The organism is Pseudomonas sp. SHLD1 (assembly GCF_028640935.1).
Taxonomy (GTDB): domain Bacteria; phylum Pseudomonadota; class Gammaproteobacteria; order Pseudomonadales; family Pseudomonadaceae; genus Chryseomonas; species Chryseomonas aestiva.
The window spans coordinates 340809-367615 of the sequence record NZ_JAQZAD010000032.1 but is presented as its reverse complement, the minus strand read 5'-3'; the positions used below and the strand labels follow the sequence as shown (position 1 = coordinate 367615).

Here is a 26807-nt window from a genome sequence, read left to right as displayed (position 1 = left end):
CGCACGCCTTCGTCGACCCTTCCGTGCTCGCGGCCTCACACCCTGAGCCGCTGCAATTCCTCATAGGCCTCGGCGGCCTGGGCCAGCAAGGCGGGGGCGCGCCGCTCACGCGGCTGGGGCGCCGCCACGGCGAAGTGGCGCTGCACGCGGGAGGGCGCGCCGCCCAGGACCAGGACGCGGTCGCCGAGGTAGAAGGCCTCGTCCAGGTCATGGGTCACCAGCAGCACGCCGATCTGATACCGGGCCACCAGGCGCAGCACCAGGTCCTGCAGTTGCCAGCGGGTGAAGGCATCCACCGCGCTGAAGGGCTCGTCGAGCAACAGCAGCCGTGGGCGACCATAGAGTCCGCGAGCGATGGCGACCCGCTGCGCCATGCCGCCGGAGAGTTGCTTGGGCAGCAAGGCGCCCTGCCCCTCCAGCCCGACCTCACTTAGCAACTGCGCGGTCCAGGCGCGATCGAAGCGCGCGCCCTCGGCGAAGCCGACGTTGGCAGCCACGTCCAGCCAGGGCATCAGCCGCGGCTCCTGGAACACCACGCCGACGCCCTGGCTGGACGCGGCCAGGGTCAGGCGGCCACCGAACTCGTCGTCCAGTCCGGCGGCGATGCGCAGCAGGGTGCTCTTGCCGCAGCCACTGGCGCCCAGCAGGCTGACCACCTCGCCGGCGGCCAGGGTCAGGTCGACGCCTTCCAGCACCCGGCGCCCGGCAAAGGCCTTGCCGATGCGTTCGAGGGACAGCAGGGGTTCGCTCATCACTGGCCACCCTGGTAGGTGTCGCGCCAGGCCAGCGCCCGGCGTTCCAGGCGTAGCAGCAGTTCATCACTGAGCTTGCCGAGCACCGCCAGCACCAGGATGGCGGCGATGACCACGTCCGGTCGCGAGGTCTCCCGGCCGTCGCTGAGCAGATAGCCGAGGCCGGCGGTGGCGGCGATCAGTTCGGCGGCCACCAGGAACATCCAGCTCATGCTCAAGGCTCCGCGCAGCCCGGTGAACAGACTGGGCAAGGCGGCCGGCAGCAGGATGCGGCGGATCAGCGCTGGGCGCGACAGGCGATAGAGGCGGCCCACTTCCACCAGGCGGCGATCGACGTCGCGGATGCCGCTGACCAGCGCCAGGTACAGTGGAAAGAAGGCGCCCAGGGCGATCAGCACGATCTTTGGCGTTTCATCGATACCCAGCCAGAGCAGCAGCAGGGGTACCCAGGCCAGGCTGGGAATAGCGCGCAGCGCCTGGAACAGCGGATCGAGATAGGCCTCGGCGCGGCGCGACATCCCGACCCAGGCGCCGATCAGCAGCGCCAGACCCGCGCCCAGGGCAAAGCCACTGGCGACCCGCGCCAGACTGGCCGCCAGATGCCGCCACAACTCCCCTTCCCCCAGCAGCCACAGGGTCCGCAGCACCTCGCTGGGCGGTGGCATCTGGTAGGCCGGCAGCCAGCCCAGGCGCACCACCGCTTCCAGCACCGCCACCAGCCCCAGGGGCAGCACGGCGCCGCGCCAGCGGCCACCCGCACCGCGAGCGGGTCGGGAGGCCTGGGCCAGCGGCGCAGCCTGGGTCAGTTCATCACTCACGGCGCGTTCACCTTGGCCACGGCGGGTTCGGCCTTGATCACGGCCTGGGCCAGCGCGGGCTGGACCAGGGCATCGACCGCCGCGACGGCATCCACGCCGGGGCGTACCAGGCCTTCTTCGGCCAGCAGCGGCGCGGCACCCTTGAGCGCGGCGACGAATTGCGGACCCGGCAGCGGCTGGCTGAAATCGGTACGGGCGAGCTGGCGCTGGGCGACTTCCAGCGGCAGGCCGGACGCCTTGGCCAGTAATTCGGCGGTCTCTTGGGGATGGGCCAAGGTCCAGCGGCGCGCGTCCTCATAGGCGCCCAGCACCGCCTTGACCAGTTCCGGCTGGGCCTTGGCGAAGGCTTCGGTGGTGCTCAGCACGCCATAGCTGTTGAAGTCGAGATTGCGATAGAGCAGGCGCGAGCCCGCCTGCAATTCGCTGGCGGCCATGTGCGGATCGAGACCGGCCCAGGCGTCCACCTGGCCGCGCTCCAGGGCGGCGCGACCGTCCGGGTGCTGGAGATGGACGATTTCCACGTCGCCCTTCTTCAGGCCCGCCTCGCGCAGGCTGCGCAGCAGGAACAGATAGGGATCGGTGCCCTTGGTCGCGGCGATCTTCTTGCCCTTGAGATCGGCCAGGGACTTGAGCGGCGAAGCCTTGGGCACCACCAGGGCGGTCCATTCCGGGCGACTGGCGAGATAGAGGGTTTCGATCGGAGCGCCATTGGCGCGGCTGAGCAGCGCCGCGAGACCCGCGGTGGAGGCGAAATCGGTGCTGCCGCTGTTGAGGTATTCCAGCGAGCGATTGCTGCCCTGGCTGAACACCCAGCGCACGGCGATGCCCTGCTCGCCGAGGCGCTTTTCCAGCAGGCCCTGCTCCTTGAGCACCAGGCTGGTGGGGGCATAGTAGGCGTAGTCCAGGCGGACTTCCTTGGGCGGTGCGGCCAGCGCCAGCAGCGCGCTGCCGAGCAGGGCCAGGCCGGCGGCCCAGCGTAGCGTGGTCTTGTGCATCTCGAGTTCCTTGTCGGCTAGCGGGAGGTCAGGGGGGCGCTGGGGGTCCAGAGGTCCACGGCGCTGGCATCCACGGCAGTGGGTAGCAGCTTGGCCGCGTGGAAGGCATCGGCGATGCGCTGCTGCTCGCCGAGGGCGGCGCGACTGACCGGCTGGACATCGTAGGTGCGGCGGCCGTTGGCCAGCTCGACGGTAGCCTCGTCCAGGCGACCCCACTGCGGACCGAGGATGCGTGCCGCCTCGGCGGGGCGTTGCTTCACCCACTGCCCCGTGCGCTGCAGCTCGGCGAACACCAGGGCCAGCACCTCGGGATGAGCCTGGGCATAGGGGGTGGCGGCCAGGTAGTAGCGCTGGTAGCTGGCCAGGCCTTCGCCGGAGGCGAGTATGCGGACGTGCTGCTGGCGCTGGGCGCTGGCGACGAAGGGCTCCCAGGTGACCCAGGCGTCCACCTTGCCGTTCTCCAGGGCGGCGCGACCGTCGGCGGGGGTGAGATAGGCCGGCTGGATGTCGGCGAAGCTCAGGCCGGCCTCCTGCAGGGCGGCGATCAGCAGGTAGTGGCTACCGGCGGCCTTGGTCACGGCGATGCGCTTGCCCTTGAGATCGGCGAGGCTCTGCAGCGGCGAGCCCTCCGGGACCAGGATGGCCTGGGCCTGGGGCGATGGTGTTTCCCGAGCGAAATAGGTGAGCTTGGCACCCGCCGCCTGGGCGAACACCGGCACGGTGTCGGCGACGTCGGCGGAGAGATCCACGTTGCCGACGTTGAGGGATTCCAGCAGCGGCAGGCCGCTGGAGAACTCATGCCAGCTGACGGTGATGCCCTTGGCTGCCAGATCCCGCTCCAGGGTGCCCTGCTCCTTGAGCAGCACCAGCAGGGTGGAGGATTTCTGGTAACCGATACGCAGGCTGGTATCGGCCTGAGCGGCGCAGGCAAGGCCCAGCAGACCCAGGGCGAGCAGTCCCTGGCAGAGACCTGCGCGAAACGAAAAGCGGATAGCGGCCATGAATGCCTCAGCGGGCGGCGAATGGATGCCGGCCACGATAAGGAATAAGCAAAGGTCAGCTTAATACCGATTTGGAATTTGGTTAGAGGCGAGGCCCACGCCCGCGAACGCCTTAACGTTATTCCGAAAGGCTATTTAAAGCCCGGCATATCTCGAAGCTAACGTATAACCACCGGACCACCGGATCTCTCCTTTCGCCTTGAACCCGAGGATCCCATGGCTGTGCTCCGGACTCTTCTCCCCGCGGGGGCACCCGCCCCATGACCGCCCCCGCCAAGCAGGTGCTACTCAACGCCTTCAACATGAACACCGTGGGCCACATCAACCACGGCCTCTGGACCCATCCGCGTGACACCTCCAGTCGGTACCACACCCTCAGCTACTGGACCGAGCTGGCCCAGCTGCTGGAGCGCGGCCTGTTCGATGGCCTGTTCATCGCCGACATCCTCGGCGTCTACGACGTCTATGGCGGCAACGTCGACCTGACCCTGCGCGAATCCATCCAGTTGCCGGTCAACGACCCCTTCCTGCTGGTCTCGGCCATGGCCGCTAGCACCCGGCACCTGGGTTTCGGCCTCACCGCCAACCTCACCTACGAGCCGCCCTATCCCTTCGCCCGCCGCCTCTCCACCCTGGATCACCTGAGCGAAGGTCGCGTGGGCTGGAACATCGTCACCGGCTACCTGGACAGCGCCGCCCGCGCCATGGGCCTGGACCGGCAGATCGCCCACGACCGCCGCTACGACCAGGCCGACGAATACCTGGAAGTCCTCTACAAGCTGCTCGAAGGCAGCTGGGCGGACGATGCCGTGGTCCGCGATCGCGTCCAGCGGATCTATGCTCGTCCCGAGCGGGTGCGCAAGGTCGCGCACCATGGCGAATTCTTCGACGTCGAGGGCTATCACCTCTGCGAGCCCTCGCGGCAACGCACGCCGGTGCTGTTCCAGGCCGGCTCCTCGGATCGCGGTCTGGCCTTTGCCGGGCGCCATGCCGAGTGCGTGTTCATCTCCGGGCAGGACCAGGCCGCCACCCGCGCCCAGGTCGAGCGGGTGCGGGGCGCGGCAGTGGCCGCCGGCCGCCGCGCGGATGACGTCAAGCTGTTCATGGGCCTCACGGTGATCGTCGCCCCCACAGCCGCCGAAGCCCGCGACAAGCACGCCGAATACCTGAGTCATGCCAGTCCCGAGGCCGGGGTCGCCCACCATTCGGCCTCGGTGGGCATAGATCTCGCCGCCTATGGCCTCGACGAACCCATCCGCCCGCAACGGACCGAGGCCATCGAGTCGGCGCTCAAGCGCCTGGTCGCCAAGGACGCCGGCTGGACCCGCCGCAAGCTGCTGGAGCAGCACGCCCTCGGTGGCCGCTACACCGCCCTGGTCGGCGATCCCGGGCAGGTGGCCGATGCCCTGCTCGGCTGGATCGACGAAACCGGGCTGGACGGCTTCAACCTGGCGCGCACCGTCACCCCCGAGTGCTACGGCGACTTCATCGACATGGTGATCCCGGAGTTGCAGAGCCGGGGTCGCTACAAGACCGCCTACGCCGAAGGCAGCTTCAGACACAAGCTGTTCGGCCGCGGCGACCACCTCGATACCCGCCACTTCGGCAGCCGCTTCCGCCAGGACTGACCGCTCAAGGACGCCCCATGACCCGCCTCAAACCCCTGCTCTTCGCCCTCGGCCTGTTCAGCACCGCGGCCCTGGCCGCGCCACTCAAGATCGGCACCACCGCCGCCTTCGCCCCGCCGCTGGAAGTCGCGGTGCAGGAGGCCAAGGCCGCCGGGGTGGACGTGGAGATCGTCGAATTCAGCGACTGGATCGCCCCCAACACCAGCCTCGCCAACCACGACATCGACGCCAACTACTACCAGCACATCCCCTTCCTGGAGAACGCCAAGCGCACCGCCGGCTATGACCTGGTGGCGGTGGCGCCGGGGATCATCAACAACGTCGGGCTCTATTCGAAGAAGTACCGGACCCTGGCGGAAGTACCCAAGGGCGCGCGGGTGGCCATCGCCAACGACGCCATCAACGGCGGCCGTGGCCTGTTGCTGCTGGAGAAGGCCGGCTTCATCACCCTCAAGCCCGGCGTCGGCTACCACGCCACCCTGGCGGACATCACCGGCAATCCGCGCGACATCCAGATCGTCGAACTGGAGGCCGTGCAGCTGGCCCGCTCGCTGGACGACGTCGACGTGGCCCAGGGCTATCCGCACTACTTGCGCCTGGCCAAGACCATCGACCCCAACCAGGCCCTGCTCTTCGATGGCCTCGACCACCCCGAGTACGTCATCCAATTCGTCGCGCGCCCGGACAACAGGGAGGATCCGCGCCTGGCCAAGCTGATCGACCTTTATCAGCACTCGCCCAAGGTCCGCGCCGCCCTGGACCAGGCCCATGGCACCCTCTACCAGCCGGGCTGGAAGGAGTGATCCGCGTCCGGGTCACCGAGCGAGAAGGTCAGAGCTTCTCCACGACGAAGGCACAGCGACCACGGTTGCGGCCGCCGTCGGGCAGGTCCATGAAGTCGTCGATGAGGATGCGCACGCCCTGCGCCAGCAGCAGGGCGCGCAGCTCCTCCGGCGGATGCGAGTCGTAGAAGAACGGCTGGTCGAACATGGTATCGACGAAGGAGCCCGCCGCCGAACCGCCGGCCGTCAGCATCAGGCGGCCACCCTGTGGCAACCCGCCGATCACCCGCGCCAGGAGGGTCGCGTGCCAGCGGCGCTCCAGATGGAACAGCGAATCCCACAGCAGCGCGCCCTGATAGCGTTCGGCGCAGGCGTAGGTTTCCAGCCGCGCCTCGATCCAGCGCTGCTTGGGGAACTCCCGCCGCGCATGGGCCAGCATGGCGGCCGCCTGGTCGACACCCAGTACGCGATGCCCCTGGGCGAGGATGGCGGCGGCGACCGGGGTGCCGGTGCCGCAGCCCAGATCGAGCAGGGTGGCGCCCGGTTCGAGGTTCTCCAGGAGCACCTCCAGGTAGCGACGCTCGTCGTCCCTGAGGCTGACGCGGGCCTGGCGAAAGGTGTCGGCGATGGCGTTGTAGGAGGTCTTGTTCATGGCGTCGGCTCCCTGGCTATTACCTGAGCCTAGCTGATCCAGGAAAAGGCTTCCGGCCCTGCGTCTCGCCCTGAAACTGTACCTGGCCGTTTTCGACGCCTGGCCTCAGCTCACCCGGATCGTGCTGCGCTAACGCGCCTGCGTTCCGGGTGAGCCCTGCCCTAGGCCGCCGCCTGGGCCGCGGCTTGCGCTTCGAGTTCGCGCACCAGGGGCAGCACCCGCTGGCCGAAGTACTCCACCTCTTCCTGGAAGTGCAGGAAACCGGCGAGCACCAGGTCCACGCCCTCGGCCTTGAGGGCCACGATGCGCTCGGCGACCTGCTCGGGCGTGCCGATCAGGTTCGGCTTGAAGCCGTCGTTGTACTGCACCAGATCCTCGAAGCTGGAGTCGGCCCAGTTACCCTTGCCTTCCGGGCTAGCGGCACCAGCCTGGCGCGCCGCATCGCCAAAGGCCTTGACCGCCTCGGGGTTGGCCTTGGCCACGATCTCCCGCAACACCTCGCGCGCCTCGGTCTCGGTGTCGCGCGCGATGATGAAGGCATTCACCCCGACCTTGACCTCACGCCCCTCCGCCGCGGCCTTGGCGCGCAGGTCCTGTACCTGGGCGCGAATCTCCTCGCGGGTGCCGCCGTTGGTGAAGTACCAGTCGGAGACCCGCGCCGCCATGTCCCGCGCGGCCCGCGAGCTGCCACCCTGGAAGATCTCTGGATGGGGCTGCTGCAGCGGCTTGGGTTTCAGGGTGTAGTCGCGGAAGCGATAGAAGTCGCCGGCGAAGCTGAAATTGTCCTGGGTCCAGATGCCCTTGAGGGCGCGGATGAATTCCTCGGAACGCCGATAGCGTTCGTCGTGCTCCAGCCAGGGCTCGCCGATGCCGTGGAATTCACCCTTGAACCAGCCGGACACCAGGTTGATGGCGACCCGGCCGTTGGTGAGCTGGTCGATGGTCGCCAGCTGCTTGGCCGCCAGCGCCGGATTCCAGGGGCCGGGCAGGATGGCGGCGATCACCTTGAGACGCTCGGTGGCGGCCAGCAGCGCATGGCTGAAGGCCACCGATTCATGCTGGTATTCGGCGCCGTAGCCGGCGGTGAAACGGATCTGCGTCAGGGCATAGTCGAAGCCGGCCCGCTCGGCGAGCTGGGCCAGCGTGCGGTTGTAGTCGATGCCCCAGTGGGTGCGCTGCTCGATGGTGCTGACCACCAGGCCGCCGCTGACATTGGGGACCCAATAGGCGAATTTGACGGGGTTCTGCGACATGCAAGGGCTCTCCGGGTTGGGCTCGCCGCGAGGGCGAGCGAAACAGTGACTCCGAGCCTTCAATCAAGAACCGAACCAAGTCTTTAAGTCTTTTTATATCAATGACTTACAGATATCAACCAGAGGCTTTCAGGTGTAGCGCCAAGGGCAGCTGTCCAATCGCTGTCGCCTGGGCAACAGCGCACCAAGGCGTCTGGCGCGCGGTTCTCGGCGAAAGAATGTCACCTCAGGCGGCCGTGGTGCGCAGGAATTCGCTCCAGCGCCGCACCAGATAGTTGTGCTCGTCCATCACCGAATTCCACACGCCGATATGGCTCATGCGTTCGGCGTAGGAACCGCCTTCGCGACGCTGGCCCACCTCGATCAGCGGCAGGCCGTCGCTGCCGGCGAGTTCTTCACGGGCAGGCAGGCCGCCGTACCAGAAGTCCCACTCGGCAGCGCTCAGGTGATCCCGCGCCCGCACCGGATTGGCGATGTAGAACCCCTGGCGGGCCATCACCGCCCCGGGCCAGCCGGCCAGCCACCAGTTGAGGTAGGCATAGGCGGCATCACGCACCCGCCCCTCCGCGCAGCGCGACAGCGACAGGCCGCCGAACCAGGCGCGGTAGCCCTCGCGCGGGACCGCCACCCGATAATCCACCCCCGCCCGGTGCAGCGCCATGAGCATGGGTGACCAGAGACTCTGGATATCCACCCCGGCGGCCAGGGTCAGCTCGCCGGCGCTGCGGTCGTCGGACCAGAAGGCGGCGAAATGCCGATGGCGCTGGCGCTCCACCAGCAACTCGGCCAGGCGGTCGATCTCTTCCAGGCGCAGATTGCCGATGTCGTCGAAACGCGCGAGACCGGCGGCCTGGATCGCCAGGGCGGCGTCCAGGGCGCCGATGGCGGCGTCGCTCTGCAGGGCGCTATGGCCGCACCAGCCTTCATCGATCAGCCAGGCCCAGCTCTCCTGCTGGCCCACCAGGGCGGCAGGCAGGCTTTCGGGTCGGTAGGCGAAGCTGTCGGCATTGTGGGTCAGCGGCAGCATGCTGATGCGTTCACTGGGCTGGCCGCCGAGGCTGCCGTCGTGCTGCACATAGAGGCGGTCGCACGGCCGGCAGCCGGGCGCCAGGCGATCCGTGGCATGCAGCCGGCCGCGCTTGGGCAGGTCGTTGATCTCCTCCCAGAGCGCGATGCGGCGGATGTCGATGGGCTGGATCGCCCGCGCCGGCCAGACGAAGTCGACGTTGTGGAACCACTGGTCATAGAGGTCGTAGCTGCCCGGCTCCAGCACCGCGATACGCTGGGCGGTCTGGACGTCGTGGATCTGGTAGACCAGGCGGATGCCCAGTTCCGCCTCCGCCCGCTGGCGGATGGGTTCGAGCAGGGTCACCGAGGTGCCCAGCACCCTCAGGGTCAGCGGCGTGCTCATGCGGCCCGGCCCAGGCCGCCCATGAAGGCGGCGAAGGAGCGCCTGAGCAGCGCGGTGTCCAGATCACGGACGATGAACACCAGACGCGAGCGGCGTTCGCCCGCCGGCCAGGCCGGCAGGTGCACTGGCGGATGCAGGCTGTGTTGCACGCCATGGATGACGATGGGTTGGCTGGCGTCGATCACGTCGAGGATGCCCTTGACTCGCAGGATGCGTTGCCCGTGGCATCTTAGCAGCATCGACAGCCACACCCCGAAGGCCATCCAGTCCAGCGGCCGGTCGAACTCCAGGCAGCAGACCTCGGCGCTGCCGTGGCGGCCTTCGGCAACGGCGGCGAACAGGCGCCAGCGGCCGACCTCGGCCGCCGGATCGGCGGCGCGCAGCCCTTCGCCCAGCAGCAGGTCATCGCCGCTGGCCACGGAAGCCGCCAGGGCCCGGGTGGCGGTGGGATTGAGCTGGGCCAGATGGCGGTCCAGCCGCTCCAGCACGGCGGGCGCGACCCGGTCGGCCTTGCTCAGCAACAGCCGGTCGGCCGCGGTGACCTGATTGAGCCACTCCGGATGCAGCCCTTCCTGTAGCGCGGCGTGCTCGGCGTCCACCACGGTCACCAGCAAGCCCAGGTGGAAGCGTCCGCGCAGCTGGGGATCGAGATTAAGGGTGGCCAGGATCGGCCCCGGATCAGCCAGGCCGGTGGTCTCCAGCAGGACCCGGCGAAAGGCCGGGATCTCGCCACGACTACGGCGCCCGTGCAGGGTCAGCAGCGCCGCCTTGAGATCGCCGCGCACCGAGCAGCAGACGCAGCCGCTGGGCAGCAGCACGGTGTCCGGAGCCACCTCTTCCACCAGCAGGTGGTCGATGCCGACCTCGCCGAATTCGTTGATCAGCAGCGCCGTCTCGCCCAGGGCTTCCTGGGCCAGCAGGCGCCGCAGCAGGGTGGTCTTGCCGCTGCCGAGGAAGCCGGTGATGACATTGACCGCCAAGCTCATGGCGCCGCCTCCAGCGGTGCCAGGATACGCGGATCCAGGGGGTCGAGCGGTCGCCCCAGCACCGCCTCGGCCTGGCGCCAGAGATCGTCCAGCCCCTCGGCCAGCGCCTGGCGCCCGGTCGGGCCCTGGACCAGGTAGGAGGCGCCCTGGACGTCGCTCACCGTCAGCCGGAAGGGCGCCACCACCCGGTTGATGGCGGCGACCCGACGCAGGCGCTCGCGCCGCCGGGGCAGGTCATCGCCCAGCGGATCGCTCCAGTGGAGATCCGGGCCGAGCAGGCCGCACAGTCCGCACATGGTTATCTCCTAGGGCATGACGTCGCCGGAATTGGGGCCCAGGGTCTGGCCGACGAAGAGGTTGCCGCCCGGATCGCTGGCCAGCAGCAGCGCCACCGGCGCCACCTCTTCCGCGCGACCGAAGCGGCCCAGCGGCAATTCGCGGGCCTTGGCCACCTTCCAGTCGGCGCTGATGCCATCCACCAGCGGGGTCTCGATGGGACCGGGGGCGATGGCGTTGACCAGCACGTTGTCGCGGCCCACCTCCAGCGCCAGCGACTTGGTGAAGCCGATCACCCCGGCCTTGGCCGCCGCATAGTGGCAGAGCTCGGCGCCGCCCTTGATGCCGAGCTGGGAGGCGACGTTGATGATGCGGCCCCAGCGCTGCGCCTGCATGTGCGGCAGGGCGCGCTGGCTGGCGAGAAAGACACTGGTGAGGTCGACGCGCAGCATGTCGTTCCACTGTTCCAGCGTCAGGTCGACGCAGGGTGCCTGGGTCAGCATCCCGGCGTTGTTGACCAGGATGTCGATGCCGCCGTAAGCCGCCACGCAGGCGTCCACGCCGGCGCGGGCCCCATCCGGCTGGCCCACGTCGGCGACGGTCTCCGTCACCGACGCGCCCAGGGCACGGCATTCCGCGGCCAACCGGGCCAGCCGCTCGGCGTCGCGGTCGGCCAGCACCAGGCGCGCCCCCGCAGCGGCATAGCTGCGGGCGATGGCGGCGCCGATCCCGCTGGCCGCGCCGGTCACCAGGGCGCGGCGGTCTGTCAGCTCGAACATGCTCTTCTCCTCAATCGGGCCAACGGACGGTGAGACCGCCATCGACGATAAGACTCTGGCCGGTGATGTAGCTGGCTTCGGTACTGGTCAGGAAGCGCACCAGCGCCGCCACCTCCTCGGGCCTGCCGACCCGCCCCAGGGGAATGCTGCGGGCGGCCTTGGCCAGGCCCTCCGGGCCCAGGGAGTTCTTGGCGTCCAGCGACTGGGGGGTCTCGATCAGGCCCGGGATCACCGCGTTGCAGCGGATGCCACGCGGCGCCAGTTCGACGGCCAGCGAGCGACACAGCCCCGGCACCCCGGCCTTGGCCGCGGCGTAATGGGCATGGTCCTGCCAGCCATAGACGCCGCCGGCGATGGAGGAGATGGCCACCAGGGCCCCGCCCTCCCCCAGGTGCCGCGCGGCGGCGCGAAAGGTGCGCATGACGCCGGTGAGGTCGACGTCGAGCATCTCGTGCCAGCGTGCATCGCTCATTTCCAGCAGCGGTGCGGCGCGGAGGAGGCCGGCGTTGGCCACGGCATAGTCGAGGCGACCGAAGTGAGCCAGGGCGGCATCGGCCAGGGCATCCACCGAGGCGCTGTCGCTGACGTCCAGGGGTTCGAGCAGGCACACGCCACCCGCGGCGGCGACCCGCCGCCGCGTGTCTTCGGGGTCATGGGGATCGCCGGGGTAGTAGCCGCCGACCACCCGCACGCCCTGCTGGGCATAGGCCACGGCCAGGGCCTGGCCGATGCCGCTGGCGGCACCGGTGATCAGGGCGACGGGAGAGGTATGAGCTGTCATGGGGGCTCCTGTCATTTGAGACTGGTGGGTTCGACGTGGCGGGCGGCCCACATCACCAGGCCTGAGAGAAAGCACGGCAGCGCCCCGAACCAGAGCGCGGCGTTGTACCACTGGCCACCGCTGCCGAGCACGCTGGTGATGCCGAGGCCGGCGAGGATGGCGCCGATCGGTCCCATGGCGTGGACGATGGCGCCACCGGTGGCGCGAATGCTGGTGGGAAAGCTTTCGCCCATGAAGAACAACATGGCCGAATAGGGGCCGGTGAGAAAGAACAGCCCCAGGCTGTAGAGCGCCACCACCGGTACCAGCTGGCTGGGCGCCTGCAGCATGGCGAAGAAGGCCAGGCCACCGCACATCCAGCCGAGGGCCACGGTATTGCGCCGGCCGATGCGATCGCCCAGCCAGCCATGGAACAGGTAGCCGATGAAGCCAACGGCGTTGGACAGCACCAGGATCCACAGCGAGTTCTCGAAGCTGAGCTTGTGCACGCTGACGATCACCGAGGTCCCCAGCACGCTGAACACCTGGATCGCCGACCAGTTGAGCAGGATGGCCAGGCTCAGCACCAGGGTCGGGCGCAGGGCCTGGCCCTTGAAGGCCATGGCCACGCCGGCCTTGGCGTGCTCTTCGTAGTCCACGCCGTATTCCTGGGCCAGGCTGCGGGCGTCCTGCTCCTGGCCTTCGCGGCGCAGGCGCTGGATGCGGGCATGCACCTGGAATTGCGGGCTTTCCTTGAGCTTGCGCGCCAGCACGGCGATGACGAAGGCCGGCACGGCGGCGAACACGAAGCAGCCCTGCCAGCCGATGTGCGGCAGCAGCAAGGCGGTAAGCCCGGCGGCGATCAGCGCACCGATCGGCCAGCCACTCTGCACCAGGCTGTAGATGAAGCCCCGGCGGCGGATCAGCCGCGGATCGTCGGAGGCGGCATAGACCTCGGTCAGGTAGGTGGCGTTGACCCCCTCCTCCGCATAGCCCAGGCCGGCCACCGAACGCACCAGCACCAGCGGCACCTTGCCCATGCCGGCGCACAGCGCGGTCAGCGCCGAGCATACGGCGGTGCCGCCTATGGTGACGATGATGCCGCCGCGGCGACCGATCCGGTCCACCAGCGGGCCGATGGCGAAGGCGATGATGGCCCCGCCCAGCGCCACCCAGGTGGCGAGTTCGGCCTGCTCGGCTTCGCTCCAGTTGAAGTGCCCACCCATCACCGGCAGCAGGGTGCCGAACAGGATGAAGTCGTAGACGGCGAACACCCAGGCGAAAAAGGCGATCCAGGTGGCGTAGCGGACATCACCGGAAGACAGCGGCTGCGGTTTCCAGGCAGCCGTGGCGGTTTCCGGGTGGAGCGAAGGGGCGGCAGGGAGGGTCATGATCCTGTACCTGTGGGCTGGGCGCTTAGCGCTGGCGCGGCTGGCGCCGCAGGAAGTCGTCGGCGATCTCGTCCATGGTGGCGAAGCGCACCCCGGCGTGACCCTGGATATGCTCGATCAGGCGTTCGAGCATCAGCAGCACCTGCGGCCGCCCCGAGACGTCGGGGTGGATGGTGATGGGGAACACGGCGTAGTCCATCTCGCGATAGACCCAGTCGAACTGGTCGCGCCACATCTCTTCCAGATGGCGCGGATTGACGAAGCCGTGGCTGTTGGGCGCCTTCTTGATGAACATCATCGGCGGCAGGTCGTCGAGGTACCAGTTGGCCGGGATCTCCACCAGATCGGTTTCCTGGCCGCGCACCAGCGGCTTCATCCAGCTCTCGGGCTGCTGGCTGTAGTCGATCTTGGTCCAGTTGTCGCCGACCCTCACGTAGTAGGGAGAGAAGTCGTTGTGCATCAGGCTGTGGTCGTACTTGATGCCCTTCTTCAGCAGCAGCTCGTTGGTGACCCGGCTGAATTCCCACCAGGGCGCGACATAGCCGGTGGGTCGCTTGCCGGCCAGGGCGGTGATCAGCTCGATGGACCTGTCCAGCACCGCCTCCTCCTGCTCGGGGGTCATGGCGATGGGATTCTCGTGGCTGTAACCATGGATGCCGATCTCGTGGCCTGCCGCGGCCACCGCCTGCATCTGCTCGGGAAAGGTTTCCACCGAATGGCCCGGGATGAACCAGGTGGTCTTGAGACCGTAACGCTCGAACAGCTTGAGCAGCCGGGGCGACCCCACCTCGCCGGCGAACAGGCCGCGGGAGATGTCATCGGGCGAATCCTCGCCGCCGTAGGAACCGAGCCAGCCCGCCACCGCGTCGACGTCGACGCCGATGGAAACGAAGATTTCTTTGGCCATCGTTGCACTCTCCAGTACCCGGAAGAAAACCAGGTCGGTGGCGGCGCCGGGCCCCCGCCACCGCCACTTGAAATCAGGCGCCGACCAGGGCTTCCACGACCGTGGCGGCATCGAGCAGGCGTTCGTCCGCGGCGGCGGGGGCCACCAGCAACAGGCCGGTGGGCAGGTCCTGGGCATCGCGCCCACTGGGCAGCGAGACACCCGGCGCGCCGAGCAGGCTGCCGGCCATGGTCAGGCGCAGCAGCTCCAGATTGGTGGCCGCGAAGAGGTCGGCGTCGGCTGCCAGAGGGGCCAGCGGCGGCGCCACGTGGCTCACCGTCGGCACCAACAGCAGCGCCTCGGCGAATTCGGCGGCAAAGCGGGCCCGCAACAGATCGCGTTGTTCATGCAGAACCGTCAGATGGCCATCGGGCAAGGCCCGCGCCCGCTCCAGGCGCTGACGTACCCGCGGATCCAGGCGTTCGGCCGCGGGACCGTCGAGCACGTCGCGGTGCAGGGCGAAGGCTTCCAGGGCCCCTGGCCAGCCTTCTGCGGCGAGAAATTCCAGGGCCTCGGCAAAGACCGTGCGGGCGCGGCGCTCCACGCTCACGCCGGCGCGGGCCAGCCGCTCGGCGGCGGCCAGCAGATTGGCCCGCACCGCCGGCTCCACCCGGGCGTCGTCCAGCACGCTCAGGTCCAGCACCACGCGCAGCGCCTTCGGCGCTGGCAGCGGTCGGGCGGCAGCGCCTGTCAGCAGGCGATCCAGGCACTGCACATCGCGCAGGCTGCGCGCCAGCGGACCCGGCACGTCATAGGACGCGGCCAGCGGGAAGATACCGGTCGCCGGATAGCGCCCCAGGCTGGGGCGATAACCCACCAGCCCATTGAGCGCGGCCGGCAGGCGCACCGAGCCGGCGGTGTCGGTGCCGAGGGCCAGGGGCACGATGCCGGCGGCGACGGCCACCGCCGAACCCGAGGAAGAGCCGCCCGGTATGCGCACCTCGCCCTGCGCCCGCGGATTGGCGGGCGTGCCGAAATGAGGATTCAACCCGACGCCGGAATAGGCGAACTCGCTGAGATTGACCTTGCCCAGGCTGACCAGGCCGGCCTGGCTCAGGCGCTGTACCAGGATCGCATCGGCCATGGCGGGTGGCGCCAGGCGGCGCAGCTCGGCACCGCAGGTGGTGACTTCGCCCTGCAGGTCGAAGAGGTCCTTCCAGGCCAGCGGCACGCCATCCAGCGGCGAACGCGGCTGCCCGGCCTGCCAGCGCTCGCGCGCCGCCAGGGCTTCGGCACGGCCACGCTCGGCGGTCAGGGTGATGAATACCGCCGAGGAGGCCTGGGCGCGCGCCAGCGCCGCCTCGAAGACCGCGACCGGATCGAGGGTACCGGCCGCGTAGGCCTCGCCGAGACCGACCGCATCCAGGGACGGGGCGTGGGCGGATTGCATGGCTGCTCCTTAAACGTACATTTTATAATTTGGTACGTTTAATAGAGCAGGCTTTGTGCCAGCTTGGCAAAAAGGGATGCCGCTACCTTGCAAAGCCACCGCTTAGAGGTGGCTTGAGTCTTCCCCTAAACGCTCGCCCTAAAATGTACCTATATTAAATAGATCCATTTTTGTGCAGAACCGTAACGCTTGCCCCGTTACCGTGCGTGCGCCATACCCGGCCGGTAACGCGCGAAAGGCCGCGGGCCTGTGCCACAATTCTCATCTCGTTCCCGGAAGGCCCCAGATGTCGGCAGCAGTCCCCGCCCCCCTCGATGACAGTCGTACCGCCGCGCGCTACGCGATGATCCGCAGTGCACTGCGCGAAGCCATCCTGGCCGGTCGCGCGGCGCCGGGGCTGGTGCTGGTCGAGGCGCCGCTGGCGCAGCTGTTCGGCACCAGCCGGGTTCCGGTGCGCCAGGCGCTGACGCTGTTGCAGGAGGAAGGCCTGATCCGCCGCTTCGAGGGGCGCGGCTATCTGATCGATCCGGCCGGCACCGCGGGCGAGCCGCAGCGCCAGCCGCTGACCCGCCAGTTGCTCGGGTTGGACAGCGGCGACGAACTGATCGATACGCGCTCCCTGGGCGAGCGGGTCGGTGACGAGATCGCCGCCTGTGTCAGCCACGCCCTGCTCTTCGGCCATTTCCGGCTGGACGAGCAGCAGGCGGCCGACCACCTGGGCGTCAGCCGCGCCGTGGTGCGCGAAGCCCTGATGCGCCTGCGCGATCGCGGCCTGGTGGAAAAGGAACCCTATGGCCAGTGGCTGGCCGGTCCGCTCACCGCCCAGGCCATCCGCGACGACTACGAGATCCGCGCCCTGCTGGAACCCGAGGCGCTATTGCAGACCGCGCCGGGCCTGGCGCGCAGCGAGCTGCTGGCGATGCTCGAACGCCTGGAACAGCTGGCCGCCCACCCTGCCCCCACCTCCTGGACCGCGGTGGAGCGCATCGAGGCGGATCTGCATGGGCGTTGCCTGGCCGGCCTGCGCAATCGCAAGCTGGCCCAGCTCATCGCCCACAGCCAGAGTCCGCTGAACGTGTCGCGCATCTTCCACCAGTCGCTCGGCACCCCGCTGGACGAGGCGGTGCTGGTGGAGCATCGCCTGGTGCTGGAATCCCTGCTGGTGGGCAGTCCCGATTCGGCGGCCAGCCAGTTGCGCAATCACCTCCTGCGCGGTCGTGATCGCACCCTGCAGCGCCTCAAGGTGCTCTCGGTATTGCCCGACCCGGAATTGCCGGCCTATCTTGAGCGCCTGAGCTAGCGCGCCCGCAGGTGCCGCACGTAGCGGTCGCCGATGAACTGGATGCCGCACACCAGCACCACCAGGATGGCGATCACCACGGCCATCACCTGGGTGTCGTAGCGCTGGTAGCCATAGCGGATCGCCAGGTCGCCGAGCCCCCCTGCGCCTATGGCGCCGGCCATCGCCGAGGCACCGATCATGGCCACCAGGGTCACCGTGAAGCCGCCGATGATGCCGGGCAGCGCCTCCGGCAGGAGCACATTGAAGACGATGTGCCGCCGTTCGCAGCCCAATGCCTGGGCCGCCTCGATCACGCCACCGCCAACCTCGCGCAGGCTGACCTCGGCGATGCGGGCAAAGAACGGCGTGGCGCTGAGGGTGATGGGTACCACCGCCGCCCAGACGCCGATGGTGGTCCCGGTGATCAGCCGCGTCAGCGGGATCAGGGCCACCAGCAGGATGATGAAGGGCGTGGCGCGAAAGGCGTTGATCAGGGTACCCAGCACCCGGTTGAGGGTGGGCGCGGCGAAGATGGCGCCGCGCCCGGTGGTGACCAGCACCACGGCCAGGGCGATGCCGGCGAACCAGACGATGGCCGCGGACACGCTGACCATGGTGAGGGTATCGAGAAAGGCCTTCCACAGCGCCTTCAGCATGAAGTCAGACATAGCCCAGCACCTCCGCCCGGGCGAACAACCCGGCCTGGGTCAGGAAGGTGGCCAGCCGTCGCTCCGGCGCCGCGGTCGCCACCAGCAGGCGGCCCAGGGCATGGCCCTGGATACGGTCGATACCGCCATGCAGCAGTTCGACCGGTGCCCCCAGGGCCTGGCCCAGCGCCTGGAAGTCGGGCTCCGCACCCTGACCGTCGTAGCTGAGCTCCAGCACGGCCCGGGCGCCCGGTTGCCGGGTGGCAGCGAGCCGCCTGGCCAGATCCGTCGGCAGCTGGGCCGCCAGGGGTGCCAGCAGCGCCCGGGTGGCTTCTGCCTGAGGCGCGCCGAACAGCTGCCATACCGGGCCCTGTTCGACGATGCGGCCATGCTCCAGTACCACCACCCGGTCGCAGATCTGGCGGATCACCGCCATCTCGTGGGTGATGAGTACGATGGTCAGTCCCAGACGGCGATTGATGTCCTGCAACAAGGCCAGGATCGACTGGGTGGTCTCCGGGTCCAGCGCCGAGGTGGCCTCGTCGCAGAGCAGCAGTTCGGGCTTGAGCATCAGCGCGCGAGCGATGCCCACCCGCTGCTTCTGGCCACCGGACAGCCGCGAGGGATAGACCTGCTCCTTGCCCTGCAGCCCGACCAGCTCGAGCAATTCCCGGGCCCGGGCGTCGATCTCGTCGCGACGAAAACCAGCAGCCTTGAGCGGCAGGGCCAGATTCTCCAGCACCGTCTGCGAGGCCAGCAGATTGAAATGCTGGAAGATCATGCCGATCCGCCGTCGCAGCGCCACCAGGCGGTCGCCTTTCAGGGTGCCGAGGTCGACGCCATCGACCAGTACCTGGCCGGCGCTGACGTCTTCCACGCGATTGAGGGTGCGAATCAGGCTGGACTTGCCGGCGCCACTGCGACCGATGATGCCGAAGATCTCGCCACGGGCGATGCTGAGGTCGATGTCGGCCAGCGCGGTCACCGGCAGCGCATCGCCGGTGTAGATCTTGTGCACCCCGCTCAGGCGCAGATGCTCGCGCGCGGGGGCGGCCTGAGGCTCGATGGGCGGCTGAGCCGGTGCGGTTCTGAGCAGCGCATTGCTCATCGGGCGGCCTCCTGCCGGTTCAGCCAGGCCAGGCTGTAGAGCTGCGGATTGCCATAGGCCTGGGCGATGGCCTCGCGCACCCGCGGATCGTTCTGGAACACCTGGATGAAGGTACGGATCGCCGGGTCATCGGCCTTGTCCGGCCTGGTCACGAACCTCAGGGCATAGAGATGGCCGCTGGCCTCGTCGTCGCTGAACAGCAGCGCACTGTTGGGGTCCGTGGTGCCGGCCGCGAGGATATGCGAGGGATAGCTTTGCGCCAGGGTCACGTCGTCCAGCACCCGCGCCAGTTGCGGACCGGGCAGTTCGATGAATTTCAGATGGCGGGGATTGGCGACGATGTCCTGCAGGCTGGCCTTGGGCCCGGTACCAGGCTTGAGCTGGATCAGGCCGGCACGGGCATAGAGGTACAGCCCACGACCCTGATTGACCGGATCGTCGGCCACCGCCACGGTGGCGCCATCCGGCACCTCGGCAAAGCTTTTCACGCGTTTGGAATAGAGGCCGACCTTGTTTTCCACGCCATAGGCGATGGGCACCAGGCCGTAGCCGTTCTGGGCGTTGGCATTTTCCAGGAAGGGTTGGTGCTGGAAGTAGTTGACGTCGATGTCGCCGTGGGCGAGCGCCAGATTCGGCGTGTTCCAGTCGCTGAAGGCGACGATCTCCACCGCCACGCCCTGTTCCCGCGCCACCTCGGCGGCGCGCTCCAGGGCGGCGTTCTGCGGACTGTCGTTGATGCCGAGGCGAATCTTCTGCGGCTCGGCGGCCTGGGCGGACAGCGCCAGGGTCGTGCTCGCCAGGAGCAGCCCGAGGCGCTGGAAAATCGGAGGAATAGCCATGGGAGACCTCGAGATGTCGAGGGCTCGTCCGGTGGTCCGGTGGAACCCGTAAGGGAAAAGGGATCAGCTGCCCCTCTGGTCGGGCGCGTCGACGAAGAAATAGTCCTGCCAGCTGCCGGGCTGGTTGCGGATGGCCCCGATGCGATACATGAACTCCGCCAGCTTCAGCGTGTTCTGCGGCGCCGTGTCGAAATTGACCTCGGGGCTTTCGATGATCCGCTGGATCAGTGCCGGATCGAGGCGGGAATTCTCGACCTTCACGTAGGTACGGGCGGCGGCGGCCTTGTCCTTCTCGATGATCTGCCCGGCCTCGACCAGGGCCTCACGGAAGGCCTTGTAGGTCTTGGGATTGTCCCGGCGGAATTTCTCGGTGACGAACACCAGATTGGGCGAGACGGCCCCACCGAGCACGTCATAGGAACTGAGCACCCTGTGCACCTTGCCGCTGGCCAGTTCCTGTTCCTGGAACGGCGGATTGGCGAAGTGGCTGTTGATCTCGGTACCGCCGGAGATCACCGCCGCGGTGGCATCCGGATGCGGCACCGCCACCGTCAGGGGATCCAGGCGATTCCAGTTCTTCTCGCCGAAGGCCTGGGCGGCGGCGTACTGCAGGAAGCGCGACTGCACCGAGACGTTGACCGCCGGCACGGCAATGCGGTCCTTGGCGCTGAAGTCGGCCAGGGTCTTCACCTGCGGATTGTTGGTGACCAGGTAGTTGGGAAAGGCCCCCAGGCTGGCCACGGCCTTGACGTTCTGCCGACCATGGGTGCGGTCCCAGAGCGTGAACAGCGGCCCGAGCCCGGCGGAGCCAACGTCCACCGCGCCCGACAGGACCGCCTCGTTGACGGCCGCGCCACCGGACAGCTTTATCCAGTCGACCTTGATGTCGACGCCCTCTTGCTTGCCGTGCTTCTCGATCAGTTGCTGGTCCCGCAGCACATGCAGGATCACATAGGACACGCCGAATTGTTCGGAGATGCGCAGGGTGCCCTCGGCCTGGGCGGCCTGGGGTGCGACGCCCAGCCCGGTGAGCAGGCTGACGGCGAGCCCCAGGGCCAGGGGACGACGGGTGAAAGGAAGACGTGGGGGCATCAGGGTGCGCTCATCCATGGAAGTGGCTTATAGCCTACTCAAGCTATTCAGCATTTTTGAAATAAGGATGGGTTATATGGATAGGTCCAGTGGCGGTGTGGCTTTCCCTTACCCCAGTCCTCTCAGAGGGAGAGGGTGCGCCCCGCCGTACGTAGGTTGGCGCTGAGCGAAGCGAAGCCCAACACCACTCTGCATCCCGCCCTACTCCCGCTCCGCCTGCCGCGGCGCGTCCGGCTTGCTCACCCGGAACCCCTCGGCGAAGGTCGCCCGGGCCTCCAGGCGCTGCGGTATCAGGCCGCTGCGATGATAGAAATCCGCCGCCGCCTGCTGGTCGGCCACCACCTGCTGGTCGATGGGCTCCCAGTGCAGCTGGCGGCGCGCGAATTGCAGCCGGGCCACCGCCTCGGGAAAGCCGATGATCTGCGCCAGGGTCCTGGCATAGCTGTCGAGGTGGGCATAGCCCCAGCGCTGGGCGGCGGCCAGGCGGTCGAGGTAGTCCTGCAGCGCCGCGCGCCGGGCCGGATCGGCCAGGGCCGTGTCGGTGGCGGCCAGGAAGCTGTTGCCCGCCCAGAGTCCGCGCCCATTGACCAGCACCCGGGCGCCGTCGACCTGCTCGGCCTGGGCGGTGTAGGGCTCCCAGGTCGCCCAGGCGTCCACCGAACCATTGGCCAGGGCCATCTTGGCGTCCACCGGTCCGAGGAAACGAAAGCTCACGTCCTGGGCGGTCAGCCCCACCGAGTCCAGCGCCTTGAGCGCGATGTAGTGGCCGATGGAGCCGCGCCCGGTGGCGATGCGCTTGCCCTTGAGATCGGCCGCGCTCCGCAGCGGCGAGTCGCGCGGCACGATCACCGCCGTGCCATAGGGATCGGACTTGTCCACGGCGATGGCCTTGACCGGCGCGCCGGCGGCCAGGGCGAACAGCAGCGGGCCATCGCCGATGATGCCGGCATCCACCGCGCCCGCATTGAGCGCCTCGGCCAGAGGTGCGGCCGCAGGAAATTCCGCCCACTGGATGCGATAGCCCGGCAGGTCGCGCAGGCCGTCGGCCGCTTCCAGCTGGGCGCGCATGTTGCCCTTCTGGTCGGCGATGCGCAGGGTCAGGGGCTCGGCGGCCAGGGCCGCGCTGGCGGCGAGCAGCAGCGGTAGCGCCAGCAGGGTACGGCGGATGAGGGTCATGGTTTGGCTTCCTGGGTAAAGACAGTGGCATCGGCCAGGGCGGCGACGTCGACCGGTTTGGGCAGCACCTGGAGGTCGCTGAAGAGATCGGCCACCTGCTGCACCGCGGCGACGTCCGCCGGCTGCACCGGGCGCAGGCCACGGGAGGTGCGGGTGGAAATGGCCACCGCGGCGCCTTCCGGCAGGCGCGTCAGCTCGGCGTAGACCCGGGCATAGTCCTGCGGATGGGCGACCGCCCAGGCCCGTGCCCGGGCCAGGCGCCCGGCGAAATCGGCGATGGCGGCGCGCTTGGCCGGGTCCGCCAGCGACGCCGGGGTGGCGGTGAGAAAGCCCAGGGCGGTGGTCAGCCCCTGGCCATCGCGCAGCAGCCGGGCGCCGTGCTGCTCGGCGATGCCCAGGTAGGGATCGAAGGTCGCCCAGGCGTCGATCTGCCCGGCATTGAAGGCGGCGCTGGCGTCGGTGGGCAGCACGAACTTGACCGTGACGTCCTCCCGCCTGAGCCCGGCCTCTTCGAGGGCGGCATACAGCAGATGCTGGGAGATGCTGCCCTTGGCCGAGGACACCACCACGGTGCGCCCCTTGAGATCCTTGACCGAACGGATCGGCGAATCGGCCTGCACCAACAGGCCATTGGCCTGGGGGTAGCCGACATTGGTAGCGATGAGCTTGAGCGGCACGCCGCCGGATGCGGCCATCAACACCGGCAGGTCACCGGCATAGGAGGTATCCACCGCGCCGACGCGCTGGGCCTCGAACAGCGGCGCGGCGCCCTGGAAGTTGGCCCAGCGATAAGTGTAGGGCGCGCCTTCGAGGGTGCCGGCGGCCTCCATCATGGCGCGCAGGCCGCGGGCCTGGTCGCCCAGCACCAGGGTCACCCCGGACAGATCCGGCGCCGCCTGGGCCTGTCCCAGCAGCAGCGCCAGGCCCAGCGTGGCGAGCAATAGCTTCATTGCGCGTACTCCCGGCCCTCGTGGCGCTCCAGTTGCCGCACCGCCGCGTCCCAGTGGCGGACATGGGCGCCGCGCGCCAGATTGCCGGGGATGAGGTCGCTGACCTTCTGCGCCACGGCGTCCGCGGCAATCACCAGCTCGGCGCCACCGCTCTGGGCCGCCAGTTGCGCCGCGCAGGAGCGTTCCAGGTAATAGAGGTGCCAGAAGGCCTCCTCCAGACTCGCGCCCACCGTGAGCAGGCCATGGTTGCAGAGGATCATCGCCGGGTGCGCCCCGAGGTCGGCCACCAGCCGGCTTTGCTCGTCCAGATCCAGGGCCACGCCCTCGTAGCCGTGATAGGCCAGGCGGCCGAAGAACCTCATGGCGTGCTGGGAAAGCATCAGCAGGCCGCCGCGCTGGGCGGAGACGCCGATGCCCGCAGCCGTGTGGGTGTGCAGCACCGCATGGAGTTCCGGCTGGGCACGGTGGATGGCGCTGTGGATCACGTAGCCGGCCGGGTTGATGCCGAGCCCGGTGGGGTCGAGGACGATCTCGCCATCGATGTCCACCTTCACCAGCGAAGAGGCGGTGATCTCGTCGAAGGTCTGGCCGAAGGGATTGATCAGGAAGTGCGCCTCCGGGCCCGGCACCCGCAGTGAAAAGTGGGTGTAGATATGGTCGGTCCAGCGTTCGCGGGCGGCCAGGCGATAGGCGGCGGCGAGCTTGACCCGCGCCTCCCATTCGGCGGCGGACACCTGGGCGCGGACGCTGGCGAGGGCGTTGAGAAAGGCGGTCATGCAGCGGCTCCGAAAGCAGAAGAGGCGCCAGGGCGACGGGCGTTGCCCCGGTCTGCTTAGAACCTAACGTTGTGAGCCGCTGAGACGGAAATATCGATTGCGCATAACCTAATATGCGTTAAACGGATAAACAAAATAGATAATTATTAGAATACTGGTTTTCAGCACAGAACCAATCGATCTAAGACCCTGGGCCTCGTCCTTGCTTTAATGGCCGTCATCGCCCACCCGCCTGACCCGTGGAGCCCGCCATGCCCCTTAGGCTCGACCGCCTGCGCCTGTTCCTGCATGACCTCGCCACCCTGGTCGACGAACACCCTGCCGAACCTCAGCTGCTGCAGCGCGGTGCCGCCCTGCTCGGCGAGCTGGTGCGCCATGACGACTGGCTGCCCGAGGACTGCGCCCTGCCCCGCCCCGAGCGCTACAGCCAGTACCTGCTGCATGCCGATGCCCGCCAGCGCTTCTCGGTGGTGAGTTTCGTCTGGGGTCCGGGCCAGGCCACGCCGGTGCATGACCACCGCACCTGGGGCCTGATCGGCATGCTGCGCGGCGCCGAGATCGCCCAGGGCTTCGCCCACGATCCCGCTGGCCGCCTGCTGCCGGAAGGCGCGCCCGTGCGCCTGGAGCCGGGCCAGGTGGAAGCGGTCTCGCTGCGGGTGGGCGACATCCACCAGGTCAGCAACGCCTATGCCGACCGCACCTCCATCAGCATCCATGTCTATGGCGGCAACATCGGCGCCGTGCGCCGCGCCGTCTATGCCGCGGATGGCCAGGAAAAGCCCTTCATCTCCGGCTACACCAATCGCCAGCTGCCCAACCTGTGGGACCTGTCCCAGGAGACCGCCACACCATGACCGCCATCCGCACCGCCGAGGACATCCGCCAGGCCCTGCTCGCCGGCACCGAGGTCGCCCTGCTCGACGTTCGCGAGGAAGACCCCTTTGCTGCCGGCCATCCGCTGTGGGCCGCCAATCTGCCGCTGTCGCGCCTTGAACTGGAGGCCTGGTCGCGATTGCCGCGGCGTGACGTGGCCATCACCCTCTATGACGCGGGCGAGGGCCTGGCGGAACGCGCGGCCGAACGCCTGCACGCCCTGGGCTACACCGACGTGGCCCTGCTCGAAGGGGGCCTGGCAGGCTGGCGCGCCAGCGGCGGCGAACTCTTCATCGACGTCAACGTGCCGAGCAAGGCCTTTGGCGAACTGGTGGAAGCCCGCCGCCATACCCCCTCGCTGCCCGCCGAGGAGGTCCGGGCGCTGCTGGATCAGGACGCCGACCTGGTGATCCTCGACGCCCGCCGCTTCGAGGAATACCAGACCATGAGCATTCCCGGCGGGGTCAGCGTGCCGGGTGCCGAACTGGTGCTGCGGGTGGCCGAGCTGGCCCCCGATCCGCGCACCCGGGTCATCGTCAACTGCGCCGGGCGCACGCGCAGCCTGATCGGCGCCCAGTCGCTGATCAACGCCGGCATTCCCAATCCGGTGGCGGCCCTGCGCAACGGCACCATCGGCTGGACCCTGGCCGGCCAGACCCTCGAGCACGGTCAGCGCCGCCGCTTCGGCGAGGTGACAAGCGAAACCCGGGCGACCGCCGCCGCCCGCGCCCGCCAGGTCGCCGATCGCGCCGGCGTCGCCCGCCTGCCCTTCAGCGAACTGGAGGCCTGGCGCAGCGACGCCCGGCGCACGAACTACCTGATCGATGTCCGCACCCCCGAGGAATTCGCCGCCGGTCACCTGCCCGGCGCCCGCTCGACACCGGGTGGCCAGCTGGTGCAGGAAACCGATCACAGCGCCCCGGTGCGCGGTGCCCGCCTGGCCCTAGTGGACGACGACGGCGTGCGCGCCAACATGAGTGCCTCCTGGCTGGCGCAGATGGGCTGGGCGGTGGCGGTGGTCGACGACATCCCGGCCGGTGCCCTGAGCGCCACCGGTCCCTGGCAGGCACCGGCGCCCACACCGGGGCGGGTGGAGCGCATCTCGGTGACGCGGCTGCAGGAATGGCTGGCCGAGCCGGGCACCCTGGTGGTGGATGTCACCGCCAGCGCCAACTATGTCCAGAGGCACATTCCGGGCGCCGCCTGGGTGCTGCGCGCCGATCTGCCGGCAGCGCTGCCACCGGCGGAGCGCTATGTCTTCACCTGTGGCAGTGGCCAACTGGCCGCCTTCGCCGCCCTCGATGTCCAGGCCATCACCGACCGGCCGGTCCTGCTGCTGGAGGGCGGTACCGCGGCCTGGCTGGCTGCGGGTCTGCCGGTGGAAGGTGGCGAGACGCGGCTGCTGTCGACCCGGCGCGATCGCTACCGACGCCCCTACGAGGGCACCGACGCCCCGCGCGAGGCCATGCAGGCTTACCTGGACTGGGAGTTCGGCCTGGTCGAGCAGTTGCGGCGGGATGGCACCAGCGGCTTCCGGGTCATCTAGCCGCTGGTCCGCACGAAGGCCGCCACCCAGGCCGCCGTCTCCACCAGCGCCTGGGAATGGCTCAGGCCGCTGCGCTTGAGCGGCTTGAGATCATGGTCCGCGGTGGCGATCCACTGCATCTCGATGCTGGGCGCCAGAGCATAACCCGCCACCTCTTCCTGCGTGCCCAGGGCATCCCGCTCGCCCTGGACGATCAGCGTCGGCGTAGCCAGGGTCGCCAGGTGCTCGGTGCGCAGCCGTTCGGGCTTGCCCGCCGGGTGGAAGGGATAGCCCAGGCAGATGAGGCCCGCCGCGCCCAGTTCATCGGCCAGCAGACTGGCCATTCGCCCGCCCATGGACTTGCCCGCCAGCCACAGCGGTCCGCTTTCTGCCGCGCGCCAGGTCGCGACCATGGCCCGCCAGTGGTCCAGCAGGACCGGGGCCGGATTCGGCGGGCGCCGTTTGCCCTCGGCGCGCGCGCGCGTCATATAGGGAAAGTCGAATCTCAGGGTACGGATCTCACGCCGGGCCAGTTCCTCGGCCAGTTGCTGCAGGAAGGGGCTGTCCATTCCCGCGCCCGCACCGTGGGCCAGCAACAGGGTCGCCAAGGGCTCACCCGCGGGTCGGCATTCGCGGAAGCGGTCGAGGTACAACTCGTCTGCCATGGGCCACTCCTCGTCCAAACGCTAGAGCTTAACCCGGCCTTTATTGATCTGGAT

At 68.7% G+C, this 26807-nt stretch carries 27 protein-coding genes; 5 read left to right on the top strand and 22 right to left on the bottom strand.

Annotation, left to right across the window (positions count from 1 at the left end; translation table 11 throughout):
- Nucleotides 1-35: 35 nt before the first annotated feature.
- From PVZ77_RS22625 to PVZ77_RS22610, 4 genes are read right to left on the bottom strand one after another with little or no spacing between them, the layout of a single operon-like run.
- Entirely contained in the window at nt 36-752 is a 717-nt protein-coding gene (locus PVZ77_RS22625) for an ABC transporter ATP-binding protein (protein WP_273807007.1), read from the bottom strand.
- Complete coding sequence (locus tag PVZ77_RS22620; RefSeq protein WP_405046281.1) at nt 752-1558, bottom strand: ABC transporter permease; 807 nt, start codon at nt 1556-1558, stop codon at nt 752-754. The genes PVZ77_RS22625 and PVZ77_RS22620 overlap by 1 nt, the downstream gene beginning before the upstream one ends.
- Nucleotides 1559-1566: 8 nt before the next feature.
- Entirely contained in the window at nt 1567-2565 is a 999-nt protein-coding gene (locus PVZ77_RS22615; protein WP_273807006.1) for an aliphatic sulfonate ABC transporter substrate-binding protein, read from the bottom strand.
- Between the two features lie 17 nt (nt 2566-2582).
- On the bottom strand, nt 2583-3566 hold the full coding sequence (locus PVZ77_RS22610; RefSeq protein ID WP_273807005.1) for an aliphatic sulfonate ABC transporter substrate-binding protein: 984 nt from the start codon (nt 3564-3566) through the stop codon (nt 2583-2585).
- Between the two features lie 260 nt (nt 3567-3826).
- Here PVZ77_RS22610 and PVZ77_RS22605 point away from each other — a divergent pair, with 260 nt between their 5' ends.
- Together PVZ77_RS22605 and PVZ77_RS22600 are read left to right on the top strand one after the other, a co-directional pair.
- Nucleotides 3827-5194, top strand: coding sequence for an LLM class flavin-dependent oxidoreductase (locus PVZ77_RS22605; RefSeq protein WP_273807004.1), 1368 nt, complete (start codon nt 3827-3829; stop codon nt 5192-5194).
- A 17-nt stretch (nt 5195-5211) separates the two neighbouring features.
- On the top strand, nt 5212-5997 hold the full coding sequence (locus PVZ77_RS22600; RefSeq protein WP_273807003.1) for a MetQ/NlpA family ABC transporter substrate-binding protein: 786 nt from the start codon (nt 5212-5214) through the stop codon (nt 5995-5997).
- A gap of 28 nt (nt 5998-6025) precedes the next feature.
- Here PVZ77_RS22600 and PVZ77_RS22595 read toward each other — a convergent pair whose 3' ends face one another.
- The 10 genes from PVZ77_RS22595 to PVZ77_RS22550 form a co-directional block, all read right to left on the bottom strand.
- Nucleotides 6026-6628 carry a class I SAM-dependent methyltransferase gene (locus tag PVZ77_RS22595; protein WP_273807002.1) on the bottom strand — a complete coding sequence of 201 codons (603 nt, stop codon included), beginning with the start codon at nt 6626-6628 and terminating at the stop codon, nt 6026-6028.
- A 161-nt stretch (nt 6629-6789) separates the two neighbouring features.
- Nucleotides 6790-7881, bottom strand: a complete 1092-nt coding sequence (sfnG, locus tag PVZ77_RS22590; RefSeq protein WP_273807001.1) for a dimethylsulfone monooxygenase SfnG — start codon at nt 7879-7881, stop codon at nt 6790-6792.
- A gap of 226 nt (nt 7882-8107) precedes the next feature.
- Nucleotides 8108-9292 (bottom strand): ABC transporter substrate-binding protein, encoded by a 1185-nt coding sequence (locus PVZ77_RS22585; protein WP_273807000.1) that lies wholly within the window; start codon nt 9290-9292, stop codon nt 8108-8110.
- Nucleotides 9289-10278, bottom strand: coding sequence for a CobW family GTP-binding protein (locus PVZ77_RS22580; protein ID WP_273806999.1), 990 nt, complete (start codon nt 10276-10278; stop codon nt 9289-9291). Before PVZ77_RS22580 ends, PVZ77_RS22585 begins: the two co-directional genes overlap by 4 nt.
- Entirely contained in the window at nt 10275-10574 is a 300-nt protein-coding gene (locus tag PVZ77_RS22575) for a hypothetical protein (protein ID WP_273806998.1), read from the bottom strand. Before PVZ77_RS22575 ends, PVZ77_RS22580 begins: the two co-directional genes overlap by 4 nt.
- Before the next feature lie 9 nt (nt 10575-10583).
- On the bottom strand, nt 10584-11333 hold the full coding sequence (locus PVZ77_RS22570) for an SDR family NAD(P)-dependent oxidoreductase (RefSeq protein ID WP_273806997.1): 750 nt from the start codon (nt 11331-11333) through the stop codon (nt 10584-10586).
- A 10-nt stretch (nt 11334-11343) separates the two neighbouring features.
- Nucleotides 11344-12114 carry an SDR family NAD(P)-dependent oxidoreductase gene (locus PVZ77_RS22565; RefSeq protein WP_273806996.1) on the bottom strand — a complete coding sequence of 257 codons (771 nt, stop codon included), beginning with the start codon at nt 12112-12114 and terminating at the stop codon, nt 11344-11346.
- Nucleotides 12115-12125: 11 nt separating this feature from the next.
- Nucleotides 12126-13484 (bottom strand): MFS transporter, encoded by a 1359-nt coding sequence (locus PVZ77_RS22560; protein WP_273806995.1) that lies wholly within the window; start codon nt 13482-13484, stop codon nt 12126-12128.
- A gap of 25 nt (nt 13485-13509) precedes the next feature.
- Complete coding sequence (locus PVZ77_RS22555; RefSeq protein ID WP_133859270.1) at nt 13510-14391, bottom strand: polysaccharide deacetylase family protein; 882 nt, start codon at nt 14389-14391, stop codon at nt 13510-13512.
- Between the two features lie 73 nt (nt 14392-14464).
- Entirely contained in the window at nt 14465-15820 is a 1356-nt protein-coding gene (locus PVZ77_RS22550; protein WP_273806994.1) for an amidase, read from the bottom strand.
- 286 nt (nt 15821-16106) lie between these two features.
- Here PVZ77_RS22550 and PVZ77_RS22545 point away from each other — a divergent pair, with 286 nt between their 5' ends.
- Nucleotides 16107-17120, top strand: coding sequence for a GntR family transcriptional regulator (locus PVZ77_RS22545; RefSeq protein WP_273806993.1), 1014 nt, complete (start codon nt 16107-16109; stop codon nt 17118-17120).
- Here the strand turns inward: PVZ77_RS22545 and PVZ77_RS22540 are convergent.
- The 7 genes from PVZ77_RS22540 to PVZ77_RS22510 form a co-directional block, all read right to left on the bottom strand.
- On the bottom strand, nt 17117-17770 hold the full coding sequence (locus PVZ77_RS22540; protein ID WP_044342295.1) for a methionine ABC transporter permease: 654 nt from the start codon (nt 17768-17770) through the stop codon (nt 17117-17119). The genes PVZ77_RS22545 and PVZ77_RS22540 overlap by 4 nt on opposite strands.
- Entirely contained in the window at nt 17763-18857 is a 1095-nt protein-coding gene (locus tag PVZ77_RS22535; protein WP_273806992.1) for a methionine ABC transporter ATP-binding protein, read from the bottom strand. Before PVZ77_RS22535 ends, PVZ77_RS22540 begins: the two co-directional genes overlap by 8 nt.
- Entirely contained in the window at nt 18854-19696 is an 843-nt protein-coding gene (locus tag PVZ77_RS22530; RefSeq protein WP_273806991.1) for a MetQ/NlpA family ABC transporter substrate-binding protein, read from the bottom strand. Before PVZ77_RS22530 ends, PVZ77_RS22535 begins: the two co-directional genes overlap by 4 nt.
- A gap of 63 nt (nt 19697-19759) precedes the next feature.
- The gene (locus tag PVZ77_RS22525; protein WP_273806990.1) at nt 19760-20788 is read right to left on the bottom strand and encodes an ABC transporter substrate-binding protein; all 1029 of its coding nucleotides are present in this window, start codon (nt 20786-20788) and stop codon (nt 19760-19762) included.
- Between the two features lie 201 nt (nt 20789-20989).
- The gene (locus PVZ77_RS22520) at nt 20990-21955 is read right to left on the bottom strand and encodes an ABC transporter substrate-binding protein (protein WP_273807133.1); all 966 of its coding nucleotides are present in this window, start codon (nt 21953-21955) and stop codon (nt 20990-20992) included.
- Nucleotides 21956-21960: 5 nt separating this feature from the next.
- Nucleotides 21961-22914 (bottom strand): ABC transporter substrate-binding protein, encoded by a 954-nt coding sequence (locus PVZ77_RS22515; RefSeq protein ID WP_273806989.1) that lies wholly within the window; start codon nt 22912-22914, stop codon nt 21961-21963.
- Entirely contained in the window at nt 22911-23690 is a 780-nt protein-coding gene (locus tag PVZ77_RS22510; protein ID WP_273806988.1) for a class II aldolase/adducin family protein, read from the bottom strand. Before PVZ77_RS22510 ends, PVZ77_RS22515 begins: the two co-directional genes overlap by 4 nt.
- Nucleotides 23691-23941: 251 nt before the next feature.
- Between PVZ77_RS22510 and PVZ77_RS22505 the strand changes: the two genes are divergently transcribed.
- Both PVZ77_RS22505 and PVZ77_RS22500 read left to right on the top strand, forming a co-directional pair.
- Nucleotides 23942-24544: a cysteine dioxygenase gene (locus PVZ77_RS22505; protein ID WP_273806987.1), complete on the top strand. Its 603-nt coding sequence runs from the start codon at nt 23942-23944 to the stop codon at nt 24542-24544.
- On the top strand, nt 24541-26109 hold the full coding sequence (locus PVZ77_RS22500) for a rhodanese-related sulfurtransferase (protein ID WP_273806986.1): 1569 nt from the start codon (nt 24541-24543) through the stop codon (nt 26107-26109). Before PVZ77_RS22505 ends, PVZ77_RS22500 begins: the two co-directional genes overlap by 4 nt.
- Here the strand turns inward: PVZ77_RS22500 and PVZ77_RS22495 are convergent.
- Nucleotides 26106-26753, bottom strand: a complete 648-nt coding sequence (locus PVZ77_RS22495; protein ID WP_273806985.1) for an alpha/beta family hydrolase — start codon at nt 26751-26753, stop codon at nt 26106-26108. The genes PVZ77_RS22500 and PVZ77_RS22495 overlap by 4 nt on opposite strands.
- Nucleotides 26754-26807 lie beyond the last annotated feature (54 nt).

What these genes read in the sequence shown, in the direction of transcription:
- PVZ77_RS22625 (WP_273807007.1), bottom strand. Translation starts at nt 752, where the DNA reads ATGAGCGAACCCCTGCTGTCCCTCGAACGCATCGGCAAGGCCTTTGCC.
- PVZ77_RS22500 (WP_273806986.1), top strand. Translation starts at nt 24,541, where the DNA reads ATGACCGCCATCCGCACCGCCGAGGACATCCGCCAGGCCCTGCTCGCC.
- PVZ77_RS22505 (WP_273806987.1), top strand. Translation starts at nt 23,942, where the DNA reads ATGCCCCTTAGGCTCGACCGCCTGCGCCTGTTCCTGCATGACCTCGCC.
- PVZ77_RS22585 (WP_273807000.1), bottom strand. Translation starts at nt 9,292, where the DNA reads ATGAGCACGCCGCTGACCCTGAGGGTGCTGGGCACCTCGGTGACCCTG.
- PVZ77_RS22610 (WP_273807005.1), bottom strand. Translation starts at nt 3,566, where the DNA reads ATGGCCGCTATCCGCTTTTCGTTTCGCGCAGGTCTCTGCCAGGGACTG.
- PVZ77_RS22595 (WP_273807002.1), bottom strand. Translation starts at nt 6,628, where the DNA reads ATGAACAAGACCTCCTACAACGCCATCGCCGACACCTTTCGCCAGGCC.
- PVZ77_RS22565 (WP_273806996.1), bottom strand. Translation starts at nt 12,114, where the DNA reads ATGACAGCTCATACCTCTCCCGTCGCCCTGATCACCGGTGCCGCCAGC.
- PVZ77_RS22515 (WP_273806989.1), bottom strand. Translation starts at nt 22,914, where the DNA reads ATGAAGCTATTGCTCGCCACGCTGGGCCTGGCGCTGCTGCTGGGACAG.
- PVZ77_RS22495 (WP_273806985.1), bottom strand. Translation starts at nt 26,753, where the DNA reads ATGGCAGACGAGTTGTACCTCGACCGCTTCCGCGAATGCCGACCCGCG.
- PVZ77_RS22560 (WP_273806995.1), bottom strand. Translation starts at nt 13,484, where the DNA reads ATGACCCTCCCTGCCGCCCCTTCGCTCCACCCGGAAACCGCCACGGCT.
- PVZ77_RS22525 (WP_273806990.1), bottom strand. Translation starts at nt 20,788, where the DNA reads ATGCCCCCACGTCTTCCTTTCACCCGTCGTCCCCTGGCCCTGGGGCTC.
- PVZ77_RS22605 (WP_273807004.1), top strand. Translation starts at nt 3,827, where the DNA reads ATGACCGCCCCCGCCAAGCAGGTGCTACTCAACGCCTTCAACATGAAC.
- PVZ77_RS22570 (WP_273806997.1), bottom strand. Translation starts at nt 11,333, where the DNA reads ATGTTCGAGCTGACAGACCGCCGCGCCCTGGTGACCGGCGCGGCCAGC.
- PVZ77_RS22550 (WP_273806994.1), bottom strand. Translation starts at nt 15,820, where the DNA reads ATGCAATCCGCCCACGCCCCGTCCCTGGATGCGGTCGGTCTCGGCGAG.
- PVZ77_RS22535 (WP_273806992.1), bottom strand. Translation starts at nt 18,857, where the DNA reads ATGAGCAATGCGCTGCTCAGAACCGCACCGGCTCAGCCGCCCATCGAG.
- PVZ77_RS22545 (WP_273806993.1), top strand. Translation starts at nt 16,107, where the DNA reads ATGTCGGCAGCAGTCCCCGCCCCCCTCGATGACAGTCGTACCGCCGCG.
- PVZ77_RS22540 (WP_044342295.1), bottom strand. Translation starts at nt 17,770, where the DNA reads ATGTCTGACTTCATGCTGAAGGCGCTGTGGAAGGCCTTTCTCGATACC.
- PVZ77_RS22580 (WP_273806999.1), bottom strand. Translation starts at nt 10,278, where the DNA reads ATGAGCTTGGCGGTCAATGTCATCACCGGCTTCCTCGGCAGCGGCAAG.
- PVZ77_RS22615 (WP_273807006.1), bottom strand. Translation starts at nt 2,565, where the DNA reads ATGCACAAGACCACGCTACGCTGGGCCGCCGGCCTGGCCCTGCTCGGC.
- sfnG (WP_273807001.1), bottom strand. Translation starts at nt 7,881, where the DNA reads ATGTCGCAGAACCCCGTCAAATTCGCCTATTGGGTCCCCAATGTCAGC.
- PVZ77_RS22510 (WP_273806988.1), bottom strand. Translation starts at nt 23,690, where the DNA reads ATGACCGCCTTTCTCAACGCCCTCGCCAGCGTCCGCGCCCAGGTGTCC.
- PVZ77_RS22575 (WP_273806998.1), bottom strand. Translation starts at nt 10,574, where the DNA reads ATGTGCGGACTGTGCGGCCTGCTCGGCCCGGATCTCCACTGGAGCGAT.
- PVZ77_RS22555 (WP_133859270.1), bottom strand. Translation starts at nt 14,391, where the DNA reads ATGGCCAAAGAAATCTTCGTTTCCATCGGCGTCGACGTCGACGCGGTG.
- PVZ77_RS22600 (WP_273807003.1), top strand. Translation starts at nt 5,212, where the DNA reads ATGACCCGCCTCAAACCCCTGCTCTTCGCCCTCGGCCTGTTCAGCACC.
- PVZ77_RS22530 (WP_273806991.1), bottom strand. Translation starts at nt 19,696, where the DNA reads ATGGCTATTCCTCCGATTTTCCAGCGCCTCGGGCTGCTCCTGGCGAGC.